The sequence below is a fragment of the Streptomyces sp. NBC_00178 genome (assembly GCF_036206005.1).
In the GTDB taxonomy this organism is placed as follows: Bacteria; Actinomycetota; Actinomycetes; order Streptomycetales; family Streptomycetaceae; genus Streptomyces.
This window is the reverse complement of the sequence record NZ_CP108143.1, coordinates 4,043,114-4,060,598: the sequence shown is the minus strand read 5'-3', so window position 1 is coordinate 4,060,598 and position 17,485 is coordinate 4,043,114. Positions and strand designations below refer to the sequence as shown.

Sequence of the window (17,485 nt, the reverse complement as noted above, 5' to 3'; positions counted from 1 at the left end):
GCTCTGTACCCGTTCAGCCCAAGATAGGTTGGTCTGTATGCGTGCAGTGATACAGAGGGTGGACGGCGCGAGCGTCGCCGTCGCGGGCGGCGCGGACGGCGCTCCGGGTTCCGGGACGGTCGGCGAGATCGTCGGCGAAGGACTGTGTGTGCTGGTGGGGGTCACTCACGGGGACACCGCGGAGAAGGCGGCGCAGCTCGCCCGCAAGCTGTGGACCCTGCGGATTCTCGAGGGCGAGAAGTCCTGCTCGGACGTGAATGCACCGCTTTTGGTCATTTCGCAGTTCACTCTCTACGGGGACGCCAGGAAGGGCCGCAGGCCCACGTGGAACGCCGCCGCACCCGGCGAGGTCGCCGAACCGCTGGTCGACGAGGTGGTGACGCAACTGCGGGCACTCGGCGCCCGGGTGGAGACGGGCCGGTTCGGAGCGGACATGCGCGTCACGCTCACGAATCACGGCCCGTTCACCGTGCTGGTCGAGGTGTAGCGCGCGGCCGCTCCGGCTGGACGGCCGCGCGTAGGACTTCTACGGCTCGACGACCGTCTCCTGTGCGGCCGCGGTGTCACCCGCGATCAGTTCCGCGTCCACGGCGACGTTCCGCTTCACCAGCGCCAGGGCGATCGGCCCCAGTTCGTGGTGGCGGGCGGACGTCGTGATGAAACCGAGCTGGCGGCCCTCCTCGCCGTCGGCCGCGAGCCGGACCGGCGTGCCGTGCCCCGGCAGGTGGACCTCACTGCCGTCCAGGTGCAGGAAGACGAGGCGGCGCGGCGGCTTCCCCAGGTTGTGGACGCGGGCGACCGTCTCCTGGCCCCGGTAGCAGCCCTTCTGGAGGTGCACCGCGGTGCCGATCCAGCCCAGCTCGTGCGGGATGGTCCGGTGGTCGGTCTCGAAGCCCACGCGGGGCCGGTGCGCCTCGATCCGCAGCGCCTCGTACGCCAGGATGCCCACGGCCGGGCCGTGGGCCTGTGCGAACGCCTCCAGACCGGTCCGGGGCAGGAACAGGTCGCGGCCGTACGCGGTCTCGCGCACGGCGGCGGCGTCCGGGGCCTCGGCGATGGAACCGGCCGGCAGGTGGACGACGGCGACGTCCTCGGTCCGGTCGGCGACCTCCACCCGGTAGAAGAACTTCATCGAGTCCAGGTACGCGATCAGGTCGCCCTGGGTCCCCGGCTCGACGTGCATCCACACGGTCGTGCCGTCGTCGACGAGGTAGAGGGCGTGCTCGATGTGCCCGTTCGCGGAGAGGATCAGGGACTCGGTGGCCTGGTGGGGCGCGAGGTCGCTGACGTGCTGGGTGAGCAGCAGGTGCAGCCAGGCCAGCCGGTCGTCGCCCGTGACCGTGACCACGCCACGGTGTGAGAGGTCGACGAGACCGCTGCCGTCGGCGAGTGCGCGTTGCTCACGGAACAGATCGCCGTAGTGCGCGGCGACGCCTTCGTCACGCCCCTCGGCGGGGACGGCGCCGGGCAGGGACAGCAGGGGGCTCTTCATGCGACCAGCGTACGACTCGTACGGACCGGACTACCGCTCGCCGCCGGTGTCCCGCGGCGGACGGTCCTGGGCCGCCTTCGCCGTGCAGGCGGCGCAGCGGCCGAAGATCGCGAAGTGCTTCATGTCGGTCTCGAAGCCGAACGTGTCCCGCAGCTTGGCGGTGAAGTCCTCCACGACGCCGACATCGGCCTCGATGACGTCCGTGCAGTCCCGGCAGACCAGGTGGATGTGGTGGTGGCGGTCGGCCAGGTGGTACGTCGGGGCGCCGTGGCCCAGGTGGGCGTGGCTGACCAGACCCAGCTCCTCCAGGAGCTCCAGGGTCCGGTAGACGGTGGAGATGTTCACCCCGGCCGCGGTCCTGCGCACCTCGCCGAGGATGTCGTCGGGCGTCGCGTGCTCCAGCGTGTCGACCGCCTCCAGGACAAGCTGTCGCTGAGGCGTCAGCCGGTAGCCGCGCTGCCGAAGGTCCGTCTTCCAGTCGGTGCTCACCACAGCCCCAGTGTAGGGCTGCTCGGGCACGGGCCCACGGATCCTTCCGGAACGGGGCCCGGGACCGGCTACTTGAAGAAGGCGATGCCGTCGTCCGGCAGGTCCCCGAGGCCCCTGGCCATCTCGGCGACCTCCTCCGGGGTGACGACCTTCTTCAGGTGCGCGGACATGTACGGCCGCATCTCCACGTCGGGGGTGGCCTTCTCGCCGACCCACATCAGGTCGCTGTTCACGTAGCCGTAGAGCCGCTTGCCGCCGCTGTACGGGCCGGAGGCCGCGGTGCGGGCCACCGCGTCGGTGACCACGTCGATCTGCGGCTTCTGCTTCGCGAGCTCGCCGTACCAGACCTCGACGACGCCCTGGTCGCGGACCATGACGATCTCGACGTTGCGGTCCTTGTCGACGCGCCAGTAGCCGGACTCGGTCTCCAGCGGCTTGACCTGGTTGCCCTCGGCGTCCAGCACCCAGGAGTGCGAGACGTACTCCAGGAAGTCACGGCCGTCGTGGCTGAACGTGACCTCCTGCCCGAAGTTGCACTTCTCGGCACCGGGGAAGTCGGACACGCCCGCGCCCGCCCAGTTCCCGAGGAGGAAGGCCAGCGGCACGAGGTCCGGGTGGAGGTCGGACGGAATCTCGATCATGAGCGGCTCAGACGATCTGTGAGGGTGTACGGAAGGAGTTCGGCGAGGGTCAGCGCTGGCCCTGGTACAGCTTCTTCACGGTCACCGCCGCGAAGGCGAGAACGCCGACGCAGACCAGGACCAGCAGGGCGGAGAAGAAAGCCTCAAGCACGGGAGCTCCTCGAAACGAACGACACGACGGCAGTACGCGTCCGGGCCCCCAGCCTAATGGGTGGGGGCCCGGCACGGCGGCCGGGGGTTTCCCCGGGCGCGGTCAGCCCAGCAGCTGGTTCTGCAGGATCAGCGTCTGATGGAAGGGGACCGCCTCCGTGCCCGCCGCGCCCTTCCGCGCGTGGACGACGAGGGCGACGGTGTCCCCGGCCAGCACGTAGGCGTGCCGCACCTGCTCCGCTCCGTACGGCTTCGCCTCGCTGTACACGCGGGGGGTGGTGTACTCCACCCCGCCCGTCGCCGGCCAGTCGTCGTCGTTGGCGATGTCCGTGATCCCGGCGAGCGGCTGCGGGTACACGCTGTTCGTGAACATCTGCTGGTCGTCGCCGAACAACTGGTCCTGGAACTCGGTGGAGAACGCCACCGAGTTGAACTGGAGCAGGTAGACCCGGGAGGACGTCCCGTCCGGCATGGTCCAGGCGCGGGCCGCTATGTGCCGGAGCGCGGAGTCCTTCAGCCGCTGGGTGAGAGCCGCCCGGTCGCCCTTCGGGTACTCGGAGACGTACTGCGCGGTGGTGACCCAGCCGTCGGCCTTGGCATCCACCTTCGCCCCGGCCGGGGCCGGCAGCAGGAGGCGCCGCAGGTCGGCGTGGTGGACCTCCGCCTCGTTGGCGTCGCCGAAGGGGCGGGGCGCACCGGCCGGCAGGGCGGGCAGGGTCAGCCGGGGGTAGTCCCAGCGCCCGTCGTCCTCGGTGGCGAGTCCGGGTACGTCGGTGCGCGACATCGAGGTGATGCCCGCGACCGTGCCGGCACCGAGACCACCGAGGACCAGCACCGCCGCCGTCCACCGGGCGACCGCCCGCAGCGCCCGGCGCGGCGGCCGGGGCGGGGTCTGCGGGAGATCGCCGTGCCCGGGTTCCCTCGGCGGGTCCTGCGGCATGGGGGGCGGGGGCGGCGGGGGGAGTTCCGCGACGAGGGCGGCCTCGCCGGTCTGTTCCGCCGTCTTCTCGGTCATACGTACTCCCCCGGGGACGTGATGTGATCCAGCTGGTCCTTCAGCAGCTCGGCGACGGCCCCCTTGTCGAAGGGCTTGACGCCGGCCGCCGAGAGGGTGATGCCCAGCTCACCGTCGTACGCCGAGCAGAGCATGTTCTCGATCCCGCTCTTGCCGTCCTTGGGCATCAGGAAGCAACGGGCGTTGCGCGTATGGCCCTTGATCTTCGGGCCTTCGCGGAAGACGCCGACGGCGTCGAACAGCTCCGTCCGGAAGGTGTGGAGATCCCGGATGGCCTTCTTGTCCTTCATCCGCACGATCTGGGTGGTCACGACCAGGTCGTTGGTGTCCGACACGTACGAACGGGCGGCGAGGCCCTGCACGCGGAGCTTGTCCACCCGCTTGTCGAACTCCCGGCGCTGCTTGCCGGCGAGCCCCCGGTTGGACTGCTTCATCGCGGCGACGGCCTCCTTGCCGCCGACCTCGCCGTCGTTGCCGAGCTCCTCGGCGTCGGGTCCCAGCCGGTAGTCGGCGGGGACGGGCAGCAGCAGCTTGCTGAGCTCGGTGTCGGTCCGGCCCCGTTCGATGCCGTCGGCCGGGTCCTTGACGGGCGGGTGCTCGGCGACGTCGTAGACCTCCGTCGCCACGGTCCGGTCCGCACCGTCGACCGTGATCGTCGTGTACACGGCCGCGCCGGCGACGGCGCCGATCACGAGGACCGCCGGAAGCGCGGTGAGCAGGATCCGGCGGGCCTTCCCCGGGCGCGCCGGGGCGACAGGCGGCGTCCCGGGCACCTCGGGGGCCGCGGACGCGTCGGCGGCGGGCGGGATGACGTCGTTCACAGGAGCTCCAGCTGTCGCTCGGCCAGCGTCCGGATGTCCTTCTTGGCGATCGGCTCGGTGTCGAACACGTTGATGTCGACCATGATGTCGCCGCGGTGCATGACGGCCCTGGCCCGGTAGGACGGCATGTAACCGGCCTTCCGCTCGACGGGGTACAGGTAGTAGCGACCGCTGCCGCTGCCCTTGACCGGATCCCCCTCGTTGCCCGCGCCGTCCTTCGTCCAGGGCATGTACGAGCGCTGGCCGTCGGCGTACGACGACGCCTCGGCGATCGCACCGGAGCGGAACTGGACGAGCCGCACGTCGGCCTGGCGGTAGGCGCCCTTCTTCCAGGCGGCGCCCGCGACCCGGCGGATGTCGGACTCCAGGAGGTATTCGAGGTGGGAGTCCGGTTCGTCGAACTCGCGCGCGTAACCGTCCACGCTCATCCAGCCGTCGTCCAGCGAGCCCGCGTCCTCGTCGTCGCTCCAGCCGGCCGGCCGCTTCATGACCAGCTCACGCAGATCACCGCCCGTCCGCACCTGGCGGTCCTGCGAGGCCGGCAGCGGCGCCGGGGCTTTGTCCACCGGAAGTGCCTTCGCCGGGTAGGCGAGTTCCGCCTGCGACAGCGCGGGCAGCCGCGTCGGCGGCCGCTCGGCCTGGATGCCGTAGCCCACGGCCGTGCCGACGGAGACGCCGAGCAGGGCGGCCGCGCCGATCAGCAGGGCCGTGCGGCCGCGCCGGCGCGGGTGCACCACGACGGCCGGCGGGCCGGCCGGCGTGTCGTCCATGGTGTCGTTCTGTTCCAAAAGGGTCCCCCCATGAGACCTGAGGCGCAGGTTCCGTTACCCGCACACACAGCTGACCCACAGATCACCGGGGAGGTTGCACGGCGAAGGATTACAGTTCGATACATGTCGAAGAAGCTCGTGATCAAGGTGACTGCCGGTGCCGACTCCCCCGAGCGCTGCTCGCAGGCCTTCACCGTGGCGGCCGTCGCCGTCGCCAGCGGGGTCGAGGTGTCGCTCTGGCTGACCGGCGAGTCCGCCTGGTTCGCCCTGCCGGGGCGTGCCGCGGAGTTCGAACTCCCGCACGCCGCGCCGCTGCCCGACCTGGTCGACTCGATCCTGGCGGGCGGGCGGATCACGCTCTGCACCCAGTGCGCGGCCCGCCGGGACATCACGGAGAAGGACGTCCTGGACGGCGTACGGATCGCGGGGGCCCAGGTCTTCGTGCAGGAGGCCGTGGCGGACGGGACGCAGGCGCTCGTCTACTGACCCGGCCGGCCCGGAGTGTTCACCCGCGGCGCTTCCTGCCGTCGAGCTCGTCCCACCAGTCGTCCGACTCCGGATCGCCCGAGGGGTCGTCCCACCAACGGTCGTCCGGGCCCCGGCGGTTGGCGATCACCGCCGCGGCGGGCGGGATGACGGCCGCGACCACGCACATCGCCACGGCGGCGGGCACCGACCACAGGCGCACGAAGGCCCAGGCGGACACGAAGAGGACGATGCAGCCGCCCATCATCAGGAAATAGGTGCGCTTGCGCCGCGCGTACATGACTCCAGCGTAGGACCCGGGGCGCGGGAAGGCCGCGGACGGCGCGAAGGGCCGCACCCCTGTCCAGGTGGCGTCCAACCCCCTGGGGTGCGGCCCTCCGGCCGGATGCGCGCGCGGACTACACGGCGATGGCGACCTCAGCGAGGCCACCGGTCTGCGCCACGACCGTACGGTCGGCGGTGCCGCCCGGAACCAGGGCGCGGAGCGTCCAGGTGCCCTCGGCCGCGTAGAAGCGGAACTGACCGGTCGCCGAGGTCGGGACCTCCGCGGTGAACTCACCGGTCGAGTCCAGCAGCCGGACGTAGCCGGTGACCGGCTCGCCGTCGCGGGTCACGCTGCCCTGGATGGTCGTCTCGCCCGGCTTGATCGTCGAAGCGTCGGGGCCGCCGGCCTGTGCTCCACACATGGTGTTCAGTCCTTCTGGTCGGGGTCCTGCTGATCGGGTCCTGCGGAATTACTTGTTGGCGCCGAGCTCGATCGGCACGCCCACGAGGGAGCCGTACTCGGTCCACGAACCGTCGTAGTTCTTGACGTTCTCCTGGCCGAGCAGCTCGTGGAGGACGAACCACGTGAGCGCGGAGCGCTCACCGATGCGGCAGTAGGCAATGGTGTCCTTCGCCAGGTCGACCTGCTCGTCCTCGTAGAGGGCCCGCAGCTCGTCGTCCGACTTGAAGGTGCCGTCGTCGTTGGCGTTCTTCGACCACGGGATGTTGCGGGCGCTCGGCACGTGGCCGGGACGCTGCGACTGCTCCTGCGGGAGGTGCGCCGGGGCCAGCAGCTTGCCGCTGAACTCGTCGGGCGAGCGCACGTCGACGAGGTTCAGGCTGCCGATGGCCTTCACGACGTCGTCGCGGTAGGCGCGGATCGACTCGTCCTGGGCCTTGGCCTTGTACTGCGCGGCCGGACGGGCCGGGACGGCGTCGGTCAGGTCGCGGGAGTCGAGCTCCCACTTCTTGCGGCCGCCGTCGAGCAGCCGGACGTCCTGGTGGCCGTAGAGCTTGAAGTACCAGAACGCGTAGGACGCGAACCAGTTGTTGTTGCCGCCGTAGAGGACGACCGTGGTGTCGTTCCCGATGCCCTTCTCCGACAGCAGCTTCTCGAAGCCGGCCTGGTCGATGAAGTCACGGCGGACCGGGTCCTGGAGGTCCTGGGTCCAGTCGATCCGGATCGCGTTCCTGATGTGGTTCTTCTCGTACGCCGAGGTGTCCTCGTCGACCTCGACGATGGCGACCTGCGGGTCGTCGATGTGGGCCTCGACCCAGTCGGCGTCGACCAGAACGTCTGCGCGGCTCATGCGTTTCTCCTCCGGGGCAGTCTGCGGCGGCGTGGTGCGGTGTGCGAGAGGTACGCGGAGTGCCTGCGGCGGGGCGCGTACGGGAGGCACGGGAGTGGCCCTGACGAAGTCGAAGGGCCGGGGAAACGGGAGAGGTCCCGCTCAGAAGGTGCGACAGAGCATGGCGGCGACGCGGCACAGGTCTACTGCCCGCCGCTTCGTGAGGTCCGCCTGTCGCTTCATACGTCCGATCGTAGGGAGGTACGGGCGGAGATGTCACCGCCGTGTCGGATGATGAGACGCGATCGTCCACCGAGTGGGACGCGAGAGGGGTGAACCCGCCCCGCGCCCGCTCCGGCGGCCTCCACGGCCCTCCGGTGATCTGCGGACCGGACGCGTCCGTCTCATCATCCGGATCGTCCGTCCGCCCGCCTCCACGGACCCCTACCCAGGGCCGCCGTTCCCCACCCGTGCGGGGAGGCGGCCGGCGCGGTCAGCCCGCGAGCGGGATGTCGGCGCCGCTCATCGATATCTCCAGACCGCCGGGCGCGACCTCGATCTTCTCCAGCTTCAGGCCGCCCGGCAGTCCGCCGATCCCGCGCTCGAAGTCGGTCTTCTTCCTGACCAGGCCCTCCAGGCCGGGGATGCCCTCACCCGGGACCTCGTCCGCGCGCACCCGGACGGTGTCCCCGTCGACCAGGGTGACGCTGGACAGCACCGTGCGCGTGACGGTGCGGTCCACCAGCGGGATCCGGACGCTTCCCGTGACCTTGACCTTGCCGTCGCCGCCGTAGGCGACCGTGACGCCCTCGTCGGCCGCCTCGGTGAGCGCCGCGTACGACAGCACGGCCGTCCCGGTCGCCCGGGCCGCCGTCGCGCTCGTGTAGCCGGCGCCCAGCGTCACGTCGCGCAGCCGGGCGCGGATCTCACTGATCCGGATGTCCCGGCCCGCCGCACTGGCCCGGATGTCCTTCACCTTCACGTCGACCTCGTCGAGCCGGGAGTCGGCCACCTGGGTCAGGAAGGGGAAGCCCTTGATCGACACGTCGGTCGAACCCGCCTCCGCACCGCCGAAACCGACCCGGTCCGCGGCCTCGGACTCCGCGAAGTGCACGGCGACACGGTCCGCGGCGACGAAGACGCCGCCCAGGACCACGGCGATGATCAGCAGTATTCGCAGTGCGCGCATGCCTGTTGTTCCCCCACTCGGACCGGGCCGGACCTCTGCAGCATGTGAGCGTACTGCCGCGGTGCGGTACACCCGAGGTGATCGACGAGTGGGGTGCCCGGCCGGTTCCCGCCGTGTGCGGGCCGGCCGGGAGACGGCCGAAAACGTCCGTCCGGTCAGGCGAGCGCCCGGCCGATCAGATACACGGCGGGGGCCGCCGCGGTGAGCGGCAGCGCCACTCCCGCCGTCATGTGCACGAAGCGCGACGGGTAGTCGTAGCTCGCGACCCGCAGTCCGATCAGCGCGCAGCCGCCGGCGGCGAACCCGAGGAGCGCCGCGGACGCCCCGAAGTCCGTGACGGCCCCGCCGACGAGTCCGGCGCCCGCGGAGGCGAGCAGGGCGAGGACGACCGAGAGCGGACCGGGCAGCGGAAGCGCCCGGACGAGCACCGCGACGGCGACGGCGATCCCGCCGACGGTCACGGCGTCCGGCACGGCTGCCAGGTGCCCGGCGGCCAGGACGGCGAGAGCGGCGGACGCGACGGTGGCCGTCAGGCCGTACATCCGCTCGTCGGCTCCCGCGTGGCTGCGGAGCTGGAGGACGAGGGTGAGCAGCACCCAGACGCCCAGCGTCCCGAGGATGGCGGCGGGCGCGTTCTCCCGCCCGGCCGCGAGCAGGACGACGTCCGCGACGGCTCCGCCCGCGAAGGCGAGCGCGATGCCCTGCCTGGCCGGCCACATGCCGTTGAGCCGGAACCAGCCGGCCGCGGTCACGGCCTGGAGCAGGACCAGCGGGACGAGCAGCGCGTAGGCGCCGACCGCCGCGCCCAGGGACAGGAGCAGACCCAGGGCCGCCGTGATCGCGGCGGGCTGCATCCCCGGCGCGATGATCGGCGACCGTCCTTCGGCGCGGGCCCGCTGCGCGTCGGTGATCCGGGCGTTCCCCAGGGTGGTGGGCGCGCTGAACTCCGGGCCGCCGTCGGCCGCGGGGGCCGGGGCGGCCGCGGGAACGGCCGGAGCCGACGGGACCGCGGGAGCCTCGGGCGGCAGCGGGCGGCCGGCCGGGGCGTGCCCCTGCGCGTGGACCGCGGGCTGCTGGGGCTGCGGCTGCTGCGGCTGGACCGTGGGCTGGTACTGGGTGTCCCAGGTCTGCCCCTGCCAGGTCTGTGTCGCACCCTGGTCGGCGTACCCCTGAGCACCGCCCTGCTGCGGACGGGCCGCGGGCTGCTGGTGCCCGAAGGCGGGGTCGTACGGCTGCTGCTGCCCGTACGCCGGGTCGTACGGCTGCTGTCCGTACGCCGCCGGGTCGTGGGGCTGCTGCCCCGGGGCCTGCGGGCGCTGCCGGTCGTCCCACCCGGGCTGCTGGTACGCCTGGGCCGGGTCGTACGGCTGCTGCCCGTACGACGGGTCGTACGGATACTGCTGATCGTTGTCGCTCATGGTCTGCGGTTCACCCTCCTGCGAACGGCGGGAGCACCTCGACCGTGCCGCCCTCGGCAAGCCGTACGGTCTCATGCCCGCGCGTCCCGACAGGATTCCCGTCGATGAGGAACGAGCTGCGGAGCAGTACGCGTGTCAGTTCGCCGGGATGGCGCTCGCGCGCCCCGGCCAGCGCCTCGGCGAGCGTGTCCGCCGCGTACGGCTCCTCCGCGGTTCCCGCGGCGGCCTTGGCCGCGGCCCAGTAGCGGATCGTCCCCGCTGCCATGACTGCACCCCTTTCGTCGTGCTCCGGCTGTCCATCATTCATCACGCCGACTCCGTCCAGTCGGCGATGCGGGTGAGCAGGTCCTCGTCGGCGGCGTTCTCGGCGTGTCCCATGCCGTGCTCCAGCCACAGTTCCGCCCGGCCGTCCGCGGCTCCGGCCAGCATCCGGGGGTGGTCGACCGGGAAGTACGGGTCCCGGTCGCCGTGCACGATCAGCAGCGGCGCGGTGATCAGCGGGACGGCCTCCACCGGCGAGAGCGGCACGGGGTTCCAGTCCTCGCGGTGGATGCGGGTGCGGAAGCCGTAGCGGCCGACGAGCCGGCCGGCGGGGCGGGTGACCACCCAGTGCAGCCGGCGCATCGGGGCGGTGCCCCGGTAGTACCAGCGGGCCGGTGCGCTGACGGCGACCACCACGTCCGTATGCGCCCCCGTACGCCCCTCGTGCGCCGAAGTGCGCCCTCCCACCCGTTCGGCCCCCGGCGCACGCTGATCCTGCCCGGCGAATTCGCCGGAATCCGGAGCCGTATACAGAGCGGCGTGCCGGAGCACCACGGAGCCGCCCATGGAAAAGCCGACCGTAATGATCCGGCGGTGTCCCAGCGACCTCGCCCAGGCGACCGCGGCGGCCAGATCGAGCACTTCCCGGTCGCCCACCGTGGACCGCCCGCCGGACTTTCCGTGACCCCGGAAAGAAAACGTGATCACGGCCGCACGCTGGGCGAACACCCCGGCGGCACGCACCACGGCCGGCCGGTCGGCGGAGCCGGTGAAACCGTGCGCGAGGACGATCGCCGTCCCCCCGGAACCATCGCCTCCGCCCTCATCCGAGCCCGCCGCACACGGGGTGTACACCGCCTCGACACGAACCCCGTCACCGGTCAGCAACGTGGTACGCCGGGGGGCGCCGGTGATCGAGGGAACGGAGGATCTCGGGAATCTGCCCTCGGACACAGAACTCATGTGGGCTATTCTGCTGCGAAGAGGATCCGGGCAAAGCAGCCCCCGGGTCCTTTTGTGCTTTAGGAGCGTTGTTACGGCAGCGTTTCCACAAGCTCAGCGGCCCCCGGGCGCGGGACCGCACGGTAAGAACCGTATGACGCCGTCGCAGGTGATGGACGTACGGGAGTACGAAGCAGTGCCGCATACTCCCCCGGGTCCGACCCGGGAGTGCCCCTCTCGCAGGGAACGAGGAGGACCGACGTAATGGGCGAGCGAACCGTGCACGACCGACCGACGACCCAGGCAGGTGGGCGGCGATGAGTTCACTGCTGCTCCTGACGAATGCCCTCCAACCGTCGACGGAGGTGCTCCCCGCCCTCGGCCTCCTGCTGCACAGCGTGCGGGTCGCCCCCGCCGAGGGACCCGCTCTCGTCGACACCCCGGGTGCCGACCTCATCCTCATCGACGGGCGGCGCGACCTCCCCCAGGTCCGCTCGCTGTGCCAGCTGCTGCGGTCCACCGGCCCCGGCTGCCCGCTGATCCTCGTCGTGACGGAGGGCGGCCTCGCGGCCGTCACCGCCGACTGGGGCATCGACGACGTCCTGCTGGACACCGCGGGCCCCGCCGAGGTCGAGGCCCGCCTGCGGCTGGCCACCGGCCGCCAGCAGATCACCGCCGACGACTCCCCGATGGAGATCCGCAACGGCGACCTGTCGGTCGACGAGGCGACGTACAGCGCCAAGCTCAAGGGCCGGGTCCTCGACCTGACCTTCAAGGAGTTCGAACTGCTCAAGTACCTGGCGCAGCACCCGGGCCGGGTCTTCACCCGCGCCCAGCTGCTCCAGGAGGTCTGGGGCTACGACTACTTCGGCGGCACGCGCACGGTCGACGTCCACGTGCGCCGGCTGCGCGCCAAGCTGGGCCCCGAGCACGAGTCGCTGATCGGCACCGTCCGCAACGTCGGCTACCGCTTCGTCACCCCCGAGAAGGTGGAGCGGGCGGCCGAGGAGGCCAAGGCCAGGACGGCTTCGCGGCAGGCGGGTGAGGCCCTCACCCGTTCGGAGCATTCGGCCGATCCCCGGATTGCGGAAGAAGCCCCGGTCCGGCCTGCCGAGAGGTAGGTCGATCCGCGTAGACTGCCGCGCGTGGCCAAGGTGACGCGGGACGATGTGGCGAGACTAGCGGGGACCTCGACAGCGGTCGTCAGCTACGTCATCAACAACGGACCCCGGCCGGTCGCCCCGGCCACGCGCGAGCGGGTGCTCGCCGCGATCAAGGAGCTCGGGTACCGGCCCGACCGGGTCGCCCAGGCCATGGCGTCGCGGCGCACCGACCTCATAGGAATGATCGTGCCGGACGCCCGGCAGCCGTTCTTCGCGGAGATGGCCCACGCGGTCGAACAGGCCGCGGCCGAGCGCGGGAAGATGGTGCTCGTCGGCAACTCCGACTACCGCGACGAGCGCGAGGTCCACTACCTGCGGGCCTTCCTCGGCATGCGCGTCTCCGGGCTCATCCTCGTCAGCCAGGGGCCCAGCGAACGGGCCGCGGCCGAGATAGAGGCGTGGGACGCGCGGGTCGTGCTGCTCCACGAGCGCCCCGAGGCGATCGACGACGTCGCGGTCGTCACCGACGACATCGGCGGCGCCCAGCTCGCCACCCGCCACCTCCTGGAACACGGCTACGCCTACGTCGCGTGCCTCGGCGGCACCGAGTCGACCCCCGTGGTCGGCGACCCGGTCGCCGACCACATCGAGGGCTGGCGCCGGGCCATGCACGAGGCGGGGCGCTCGACCGACGGCCGCCTCTTCCACGCCCCGTACAACCGGTACGACGCCTACCAGGTCGCCCTGAAGCTGCTCTCCGGGCCCGACCGGCCCCCGGCGATCTTCTGCTCGACGGACGACCAGGCCATCGGGGTACTCCGGGCCGCCCGCGAGCTGCGGATCGACGTGCCGGAGGAGCTCGCGGTCGCGGGCTTCGACGACGTGAAGGAGGCGGGCCTGACCGACCCGCCGCTGACGACCGTCTTCTCCGACCGGCCCGCGATGGCACGGGCGGCCGTGGACCTGGTCCTCGACGACTCGCTGCGCGTCTCGGGGTCGCGGCGCGAGCGCCTGAAGCAGTTCCCGTCCGCGCTCGTCGTACGCCGCTCGTGCGGCTGCGGGGAACCGACCGTCACCGCCCGGTAGGCGGCCGTCCCGCCCTTTATATCGGGCATACGCGGTTCTGCCGGGCTTCTCAGGACGTACTCAGGCTGCTCTCATGTTCGCCGCCCACTCTCGTAGACATGACCGACAGCCACCGCCCGAGCGGCGAGTACCCGATGGACCCCTCGAACGGCAACGGCTCGTACGGCGGCGGCGAGGCGGACTACCCGCCGCCGCCGGCCTACGAGCCCGAGCGGCACACCGCCGAGATCCCCGCCGCTCACGCCTGGCCGGCCCCGGCGCCCCAGCCCGCCCCGGCCGGCCCCGGCCAGGACGCCCCCCGGTCCGAACGCCGGGTCAAGCGGCCCGTCGCGCTGCTGGCCGCCGTCGCGATCGCCGCCGCGGCGATCGGCGGGGGCACCGCCACCCTCATCGGCGAGTTCGCGGGCGGCGGTTCCACACCCTCGGCCTCCGGCGGTGTCGTGAACGGCACCACGGTCTCGCAGAGCAGCGCGGGCACCGTCTCCGGCGTGGCCGCCGCCGTGTCGCCCGCCATCGTCGAGATCAAGGCGTCCTCCTCCGCCGGCCAGGCCACGGGGTCCGGCGTCGTCATCACCTCGGACGGCGAGATCGTCACGAACAACCACGTCGTCTCCGGTGCCTCCACGATCGAGGTCTCGCTCAGCACCGGCAAGACCTACACCGCGGACGTCGTCGGCACCGACCCCGGCAAGGACCTCGCGCTCATCGAGCTCCACGGCGCGAGCGGCCTGAAGACGGCCACCCTCGGCGACTCCGACTCCGTGAAGGTCGGCGACCAGGTCGTCGCCATCGGCTCGCCCGAGGGCCTCACCGGCACGGTCACCAGCGGCATCGTCTCCGCGCTCGACCGCGACGTCACGGTCGCCAAGGAGGACGGGCAGGACCAGCAGCAACAGCAGCAGGGCGGCGAGAGCTGGCCGTTCGAGTTCGGCGGGCAGCAGTTCAACGGTGAGACGGGCTCGTCCAAGACGACGTACAAGGCCCTGCAGACCGACGCCTCGCTCAACCCGGGCAACTCCGGTGGCGCCCTCATCAACATGAACGGCGAGATCATCGGGATCAACTCGGCGATGTACTCGCCCAGTTCGGCAAGCTCCACGGGCAGCTCGGCCGCGGGCAGCGTGGGCCTCGGCTTCGCCATCCCGGTCGACACCGTCAAGGCCGACCTGAACACCCTGCGCGCCGGCGACGGCTCCTGACGAGGAGGCCCCGTGAACCCCGGAACCGACCCCTCGGCGGTGGGCCCCTCCGGGCTCGCCCTGCCCCTCGCCCTCGCCGCCGAACCGGCCGCCGCCCCCGCCCCGGCCGCCGCCGGGCCGGCCGAGATCCGCGGCGGCGCCGGCACCGGGCGCCGTGCCGCGCGACGCCGCCGGGCCGCCGTGCGAGGCTGAGAGCCCCGGCCACGGACCCCGTGCCACAGGACCCCGCACGACGGACCCGTTCGACAGGAAGAGGACGAAGAAGCGATGAGCCCCGCCGAAGACGATCCGCAGCGCGTCCTGATCGTCGACGACGAGCCCGCCGTACGCGAGGCCCTGCAGCGCAGCCTCGCCTTCGAGGGTTACGGCACCGAGGTCGCCGTGGACGGCTACGACGCCCTGGCCAAGTCGGAGTCGTACGCCCCCGACCTGATCGTCCTCGACATCCAGATGCCCCGCATGGACGGCCTCACCGCCGCCCGCCGCATCCGGTCGACCGGATCGACCACGCCCATCCTGATGCTCACCGCGCGCGACACCGTCGGCGACCGGGTCACCGGCCTCGACGCGGGCGCCGACGACTACCTCGTCAAACCCTTCGAACTCGACGAGCTGTTCGCCCGCATCCGGGCCCTGCTGCGCCGCAGCTCGTACGCCGTCGCGGCGGGCGGCCCGCTCCCCGACGACGACGTGCTGTCCTTCGCCGACCTGCGCATGGACCTCAACACCCGCGAGGTCACCCGGGGCACCCGCAGGGTCGAGCTGACCCGCACGGAGTTCACCCTGCTGGAGATGTTCCTGGCCCACCCCCGGCAGGTGCTGACCCGCGAACAGATCCTCAAGGCCGTATGGGGCTTCGACTTCGAGCCCAGCTCCAACTCCCTGGACGTCTACGTGATGTACCTGCGCCGCAAGACGGAGGCGGGCGGCGAACCGCGCCTGGTCCACACCGTGCGCGGCGTGGGCTACGCCCTGCGCTCCGGCGGCGGTGACGGGTGACCCCCCTCCCGCGCCGGCTCCGCGCCCTGCCGCTGCGCTCCCGGCTCGCACTGCTCGTGGCGGCGGCGGTGGCGGTCGCGGTCGCGGCGGTCGCGGCCTCCTGCTGGTTCGTGACGCGGGAGCAGCTGGAGCACCAGCTGGACGACTCGCTGACCACGTCGAACACCGTCGACAACACCTACGTCCAGAACCTGCTCAACACCTGCGCGGGCACCGCCGTCGGTCAGCAGCCCGACCCCGGATCGTTCCGGGTCCAGATCATCGCGACCACCGGTGACCCCTGCCCGGCTCCGCCGAACCGCGCGTTCCCCACGACCGGCCTCGACATCTCCGTCGCCGGCGGGCAGCGGGAAAGCGTGCTGCACACCGTGACGGACACCGACGGCAAGAAGCTGCGTGTCTACACCCGCCAGATCCGGCTGGACCGCCGGCCCGGGCCGGACGCCACGCTCGCCGTCTCCGTGGCCCGCCCCATGAGCGAGGTCACCGACCCGCTCTCCACCCTCGCCTGGGTGCTCGTCCTCGTCGCCGGTATCGGCGTCGTAGGAGCCGGGGCCGCCGGGCTGTGGATCGCCCGTACCGGTCTGCGCCCGGTCGACGACCTCGCGCACGCCGTCGCGCACGTGGCCGAGACCGAGGACCTGACCGTACGCATCCCCGCCGAGGGCGAGGACGAGATCGCCCGGCTCTCCCGGTCCTTCAACTCGATGACCAGCTCCCTGGCGATCTCCCGCGACCGTCAGGCGCAGCTCATCGCCGACGCCGGCCACGAACTGCGCACCCCGCTCACCTCCCTGCGCACGAACATCGAACTCCTCGTCCGCAGCGACGAGACGGGCAGGGCCATCCCTCCCGACGACCGCAAGGCCCTGATGGCCTCGGTGAAGGCCCAGATGACCGAGCTGGCCGCCCTCATCGGCGACCTCCAGGAGCTCTCCCGCCCCGACGCCGCCCAGCCCGGCCCGCTCCAGGTCGTCGCCCTGCACGACATCACCCGTACCGCGCTGCGGCGCGCACGGCTGCGCGGCCCCGAGCTGACCATCACGGCCGACCTGGCCCCCTGGTACGTCCGCGCCGAACCGGCGGCCCTGGAGCGCGCCGTGGTCAACGTCCTGGACAACGCGGTGAAGTTCAGCCCGGCCGGCGGCACGGTCGAGGTCGTCCTGCACCGGGGCGAGCTGACGGTCCGGGACCACGGCCCCGGCATCCCCGCCGAGGACCTGCCGCACGTCTTCGACCGCTTCTGGCGCTCCCCCTCGGCCCGCCAGCTCCCCGGCTCCGGCCTCGGCCTGTCCATCGTGGCCCGCACGGTCCAGCAGGCGGGCGGCACGATCACCCTGACCCCGGCGGACGGCGGCACCGGCACGATCGCCTCGGTCCGGTTGCCGGGAGCTCCTCAGCCGCCGCCCGGGGTGTGAACCGGATTCCCCACACGCCTGAACGCCGACTCGGGCCAGGTCGTCGAACTCGCCCTCCTCGGCCCCGCCGAGGAAGGCGCGGCACGAAGAGGGACCTACGGCTCCCGGGTCGCGCGTACACGGGATGAACCACACCTCGCGGGCGAACCGACACACCGGGGGAGCCAGGAGGGGCGGTGGCCCGCCGCCCCGGAGCCCGTGGCAGGTGGCCCGCGACATCAGCATCGCGCGGCAGGTCCGGCCGCTCGTCGGCTGGACCCAGTGGGAAGGACTCCGCATCCCGGCCGAACTCATCGGCATGGCCGTCGGCTGGCGCCCCGCACGGCCTGCCGCGTACATCACCGCCGTCCTCGCCCAGGACCGGGGGCACGAGGTGGCCGCCCACTACGGCCAGGACCCCGACGACGCCCCGGACCTCTAGGGAACCGGCTGTGCGCCTACACCGTCGGGCGG

The 17,485-nt window shown here is 72.1% G+C and carries 23 protein-coding genes; 9 read left to right on the top strand and 14 right to left on the bottom strand.

Translation table 11 applies throughout. From position 1 onward, the window contains the following. Window positions 1–37: 37 nt before the first annotated feature. Window positions 38–487 carry a D-aminoacyl-tRNA deacylase gene (dtd, locus tag OHT61_RS17620; protein WP_329039548.1) on the top strand — a complete coding sequence of 150 codons (450 nt, stop codon included), beginning with the start codon at window positions 38–40 and terminating at the stop codon, window positions 485–487. A gap of 39 nt (window positions 488–526) precedes the next feature. On the opposite strand, the gene ygfZ is transcribed toward dtd, so the two are convergent. The 6 genes from ygfZ to OHT61_RS17590 form a co-directional block, all read right to left on the bottom strand. Next, the gene (ygfZ, locus tag OHT61_RS17615) at window positions 527–1,492 is read right to left on the bottom strand and encodes a CAF17-like 4Fe-4S cluster assembly/insertion protein YgfZ (protein WP_329039547.1); all 966 of its coding nucleotides are present in this window, start codon (window positions 1,490–1,492) and stop codon (window positions 527–529) included. 30 nt (window positions 1,493–1,522) lie between these two features. Next, on the bottom strand, window positions 1,523–1,984 hold the full coding sequence (locus OHT61_RS17610) for a Fur family transcriptional regulator (protein ID WP_329039545.1): 462 nt from the start codon (window positions 1,982–1,984) through the stop codon (window positions 1,523–1,525). Window positions 1,985–2,049: 65 nt separating this feature from the next. Next, the gene (locus tag OHT61_RS17605; protein ID WP_329039543.1) at window positions 2,050–2,622 is read right to left on the bottom strand and encodes an FABP family protein; all 573 of its coding nucleotides are present in this window, start codon (window positions 2,620–2,622) and stop codon (window positions 2,050–2,052) included. Window positions 2,623–2,875: 253 nt separating this feature from the next. Beyond that, the gene (locus OHT61_RS17600) at window positions 2,876–3,787 is read right to left on the bottom strand and encodes a hypothetical protein (RefSeq protein WP_329039541.1); all 912 of its coding nucleotides are present in this window, start codon (window positions 3,785–3,787) and stop codon (window positions 2,876–2,878) included. Next, window positions 3,784–4,608 (bottom strand): hypothetical protein, encoded by an 825-nt coding sequence (locus OHT61_RS17595; RefSeq protein ID WP_443049467.1) that lies wholly within the window; start codon window positions 4,606–4,608, stop codon window positions 3,784–3,786. Before OHT61_RS17595 ends, OHT61_RS17600 begins: the two co-directional genes overlap by 4 nt. After that, window positions 4,605–5,378 carry a hypothetical protein gene (locus tag OHT61_RS17590; RefSeq protein WP_329039539.1) on the bottom strand — a complete coding sequence of 258 codons (774 nt, stop codon included), beginning with the start codon at window positions 5,376–5,378 and terminating at the stop codon, window positions 4,605–4,607. Before OHT61_RS17590 ends, OHT61_RS17595 begins: the two co-directional genes overlap by 4 nt. A gap of 123 nt (window positions 5,379–5,501) precedes the next feature. Here OHT61_RS17590 and OHT61_RS17585 point away from each other — a divergent pair, with 123 nt between their 5' ends. After that, on the top strand, window positions 5,502–5,864 hold the full coding sequence (locus OHT61_RS17585) for a DsrE family protein (RefSeq protein WP_329039537.1): 363 nt from the start codon (window positions 5,502–5,504) through the stop codon (window positions 5,862–5,864). Window positions 5,865–5,883: 19 nt separating this feature from the next. Here OHT61_RS17585 and OHT61_RS17580 read toward each other — a convergent pair whose 3' ends face one another. The 8 genes from OHT61_RS17580 to OHT61_RS17550 form a co-directional block, all read right to left on the bottom strand. Next, window positions 5,884–6,144 carry a DUF3099 domain-containing protein gene (locus tag OHT61_RS17580; RefSeq protein ID WP_329039531.1) on the bottom strand — a complete coding sequence of 87 codons (261 nt, stop codon included), beginning with the start codon at window positions 6,142–6,144 and terminating at the stop codon, window positions 5,884–5,886. Between the two features lie 118 nt (window positions 6,145–6,262). Then, window positions 6,263–6,550, bottom strand: a complete 288-nt coding sequence (locus OHT61_RS17575) for a DUF1416 domain-containing protein (protein ID WP_014154938.1) — start codon at window positions 6,548–6,550, stop codon at window positions 6,263–6,265. Window positions 6,551–6,598: 48 nt separating this feature from the next. Next, the gene (locus OHT61_RS17570; RefSeq protein WP_329039528.1) at window positions 6,599–7,438 is read right to left on the bottom strand and encodes a sulfurtransferase; all 840 of its coding nucleotides are present in this window, start codon (window positions 7,436–7,438) and stop codon (window positions 6,599–6,601) included. Window positions 7,439–7,579: 141 nt separating this feature from the next. Beyond that, the gene (locus OHT61_RS32530) at window positions 7,580–7,660 is read right to left on the bottom strand and encodes a putative leader peptide (protein ID WP_350310325.1); all 81 of its coding nucleotides are present in this window, start codon (window positions 7,658–7,660) and stop codon (window positions 7,580–7,582) included. A gap of 250 nt (window positions 7,661–7,910) precedes the next feature. Next, entirely contained in the window at window positions 7,911–8,606 is a 696-nt protein-coding gene (locus OHT61_RS17565) for an LmeA family phospholipid-binding protein (protein ID WP_329039526.1), read from the bottom strand. Window positions 8,607–8,761: 155 nt separating this feature from the next. Then, window positions 8,762–10,024: a hypothetical protein gene (locus tag OHT61_RS17560; RefSeq protein WP_329039525.1), complete on the bottom strand. Its 1,263-nt coding sequence runs from the start codon at window positions 10,022–10,024 to the stop codon at window positions 8,762–8,764. 10 nt (window positions 10,025–10,034) lie between these two features. After that, on the bottom strand, window positions 10,035–10,289 hold the full coding sequence (locus tag OHT61_RS17555; protein ID WP_329039523.1) for a MoaD/ThiS family protein: 255 nt from the start codon (window positions 10,287–10,289) through the stop codon (window positions 10,035–10,037). A 41-nt stretch (window positions 10,290–10,330) separates the two neighbouring features. After that, window positions 10,331–11,248: an alpha/beta hydrolase gene (locus OHT61_RS17550; protein WP_329039521.1), complete on the bottom strand. Its 918-nt coding sequence runs from the start codon at window positions 11,246–11,248 to the stop codon at window positions 10,331–10,333. A 296-nt stretch (window positions 11,249–11,544) separates the two neighbouring features. On the opposite strand from OHT61_RS17550, the gene OHT61_RS17545 reads away from it, so the two are divergent. The 7 genes from OHT61_RS17545 to OHT61_RS17515 all read left to right on the top strand — a co-directional run bounded on the left by OHT61_RS17545 (window position 11,545) and on the right by OHT61_RS17515 (window position 17,453). Next, window positions 11,545–12,348, top strand: coding sequence for a response regulator transcription factor (locus OHT61_RS17545; protein WP_329039519.1), 804 nt, complete (start codon window positions 11,545–11,547; stop codon window positions 12,346–12,348). A gap of 24 nt (window positions 12,349–12,372) precedes the next feature. After that, complete coding sequence (locus tag OHT61_RS17540; RefSeq protein ID WP_329039517.1) at window positions 12,373–13,416, top strand: LacI family DNA-binding transcriptional regulator; 1,044 nt, start codon at window positions 12,373–12,375, stop codon at window positions 13,414–13,416. Window positions 13,417–13,514: 98 nt separating this feature from the next. Continuing rightward, complete coding sequence (locus tag OHT61_RS17535) at window positions 13,515–14,615, top strand: S1C family serine protease (RefSeq protein ID WP_329039516.1); 1,101 nt, start codon at window positions 13,515–13,517, stop codon at window positions 14,613–14,615. 12 nt (window positions 14,616–14,627) lie between these two features. Next, a complete protein-coding gene (locus OHT61_RS17530) occupies window positions 14,628–14,807 on the top strand; it encodes a hypothetical protein (protein ID WP_329039515.1) in 180 nt (59 codons plus the stop codon). 75 nt (window positions 14,808–14,882) lie between these two features. Further along, window positions 14,883–15,614, top strand: coding sequence for a response regulator transcription factor (locus OHT61_RS17525; protein ID WP_329039514.1), 732 nt, complete (start codon window positions 14,883–14,885; stop codon window positions 15,612–15,614). After that, window positions 15,611–17,032 (top strand): sensor histidine kinase, encoded by a 1,422-nt coding sequence (locus tag OHT61_RS17520; protein WP_329039512.1) that lies wholly within the window; start codon window positions 15,611–15,613, stop codon window positions 17,030–17,032. Before OHT61_RS17525 ends, OHT61_RS17520 begins: the two co-directional genes overlap by 4 nt. Window positions 17,033–17,237: 205 nt before the next feature. Then, the gene (locus OHT61_RS17515; protein ID WP_329039511.1) at window positions 17,238–17,453 is read left to right on the top strand and encodes a hypothetical protein; all 216 of its coding nucleotides are present in this window, start codon (window positions 17,238–17,240) and stop codon (window positions 17,451–17,453) included. Window positions 17,454–17,485: the final 32 nt, after the last annotated feature.

Coding starts and splice junctions, on each gene's coding strand:
- dtd (WP_329039548.1), top strand. CDS start 38: ATGCGTGCAGTGATACAGAGGGTGGACGGCGCGAGCGTCGCCGTCGCG.
- ygfZ (WP_329039547.1), bottom strand. CDS start 1,492: ATGAAGAGCCCCCTGCTGTCCCTGCCCGGCGCCGTCCCCGCCGAGGGG.
- OHT61_RS17605 (WP_329039543.1), bottom strand. CDS start 2,622: ATGATCGAGATTCCGTCCGACCTCCACCCGGACCTCGTGCCGCTGGCC.
- OHT61_RS17600 (WP_329039541.1), bottom strand. CDS start 3,787: ATGACCGAGAAGACGGCGGAACAGACCGGCGAGGCCGCCCTCGTCGCG.
- OHT61_RS17590 (WP_329039539.1), bottom strand. CDS start 5,378: ATGGACGACACGCCGGCCGGCCCGCCGGCCGTCGTGGTGCACCCGCGC.
- OHT61_RS17585 (WP_329039537.1), top strand. CDS start 5,502: ATGTCGAAGAAGCTCGTGATCAAGGTGACTGCCGGTGCCGACTCCCCC.
- OHT61_RS17580 (WP_329039531.1), bottom strand. CDS start 6,144: ATGTACGCGCGGCGCAAGCGCACCTATTTCCTGATGATGGGCGGCTGC.
- OHT61_RS17575 (WP_014154938.1), bottom strand. CDS start 6,550: ATGTGTGGAGCACAGGCCGGCGGCCCCGACGCTTCGACGATCAAGCCG.
- OHT61_RS17570 (WP_329039528.1), bottom strand. CDS start 7,438: ATGAGCCGCGCAGACGTTCTGGTCGACGCCGACTGGGTCGAGGCCCAC.
- OHT61_RS32530 (WP_350310325.1), bottom strand. CDS start 7,660: ATGAAGCGACAGGCGGACCTCACGAAGCGGCGGGCAGTAGACCTGTGC.
- OHT61_RS17565 (WP_329039526.1), bottom strand. CDS start 8,606: ATGCGCGCACTGCGAATACTGCTGATCATCGCCGTGGTCCTGGGCGGC.
- OHT61_RS17560 (WP_329039525.1), bottom strand. CDS start 10,024: ATGAGCGACAACGATCAGCAGTATCCGTACGACCCGTCGTACGGGCAG.
- OHT61_RS17555 (WP_329039523.1), bottom strand. CDS start 10,289: ATGGCAGCGGGGACGATCCGCTACTGGGCCGCGGCCAAGGCCGCCGCG.
- OHT61_RS17550 (WP_329039521.1), bottom strand. CDS start 11,248: ATGAGTTCTGTGTCCGAGGGCAGATTCCCGAGATCCTCCGTTCCCTCG.
- OHT61_RS17545 (WP_329039519.1), top strand. CDS start 11,545: ATGAGTTCACTGCTGCTCCTGACGAATGCCCTCCAACCGTCGACGGAG.
- OHT61_RS17535 (WP_329039516.1), top strand. CDS start 13,515: ATGACCGACAGCCACCGCCCGAGCGGCGAGTACCCGATGGACCCCTCG.
- OHT61_RS17525 (WP_329039514.1), top strand. CDS start 14,883: ATGAGCCCCGCCGAAGACGATCCGCAGCGCGTCCTGATCGTCGACGAC.